This window comes from Vibrio sp. 2033 (assembly GCF_033339735.1).
Genome location: NZ_JAWOVC010000740.1, coordinates 1 through 538 on the forward strand (window position 1 = coordinate 1; position 538 = coordinate 538).

The 538-nt window shown below is 51.3% G+C and carries 1 protein-coding gene; it reads left to right on the forward strand.

Annotated features, from left to right (window positions below):
- On the forward strand, window positions 1–538 hold a 538-nt coding region (locus tag R7P74_RS28830), incomplete at both ends, for a Mu transposase domain-containing protein (RefSeq protein WP_443293550.1).

Sequence of the window (538 nt, forward strand, 5' to 3'; positions counted from 1 at the left end):
TACCAATATACCGAAACCAAGCGAGCCAAGGTTGGGCCTGACTATCACATTGAATATCGCCGTCACTACTACTCGGTTCCCCATCAGCTTGTTGGCCACCATGTTGAACTGGAAGCCTCCAACCGTCTGGTGCAGATTTACCATCAAGGTAACTTGATCGCCCAGCATCCACGTAGCCAAAGAGAGCGCGGAAACAGCACCCAACCAGAGCACATGCCGAGTAATCATCAACATCAGAAGTGGTCGCCTGGACGCTTGCTCAACTGGGGAGCCAATATAGGCCCAGCCACACGAGAAGTCGTCAATAAGATGCTCAACTCCAAGCCTCATCCAGAGCAGTCGTATCGCTCCTGCCTTGGGCTGCTCAATCTGAGTAAAGCGCATGGCGAATCGCGCTTAGAGCAAGCCTGTAAAGATGCGCTGATGCTGACAAAACCGAACTACACGTTCATCAACAATCTGCTGAAGAACAATCGTGAAGGACAACTGAGCAAAGACAACACGAGCACGCCGAACCTTGTTCACAGCAATGTTCGTG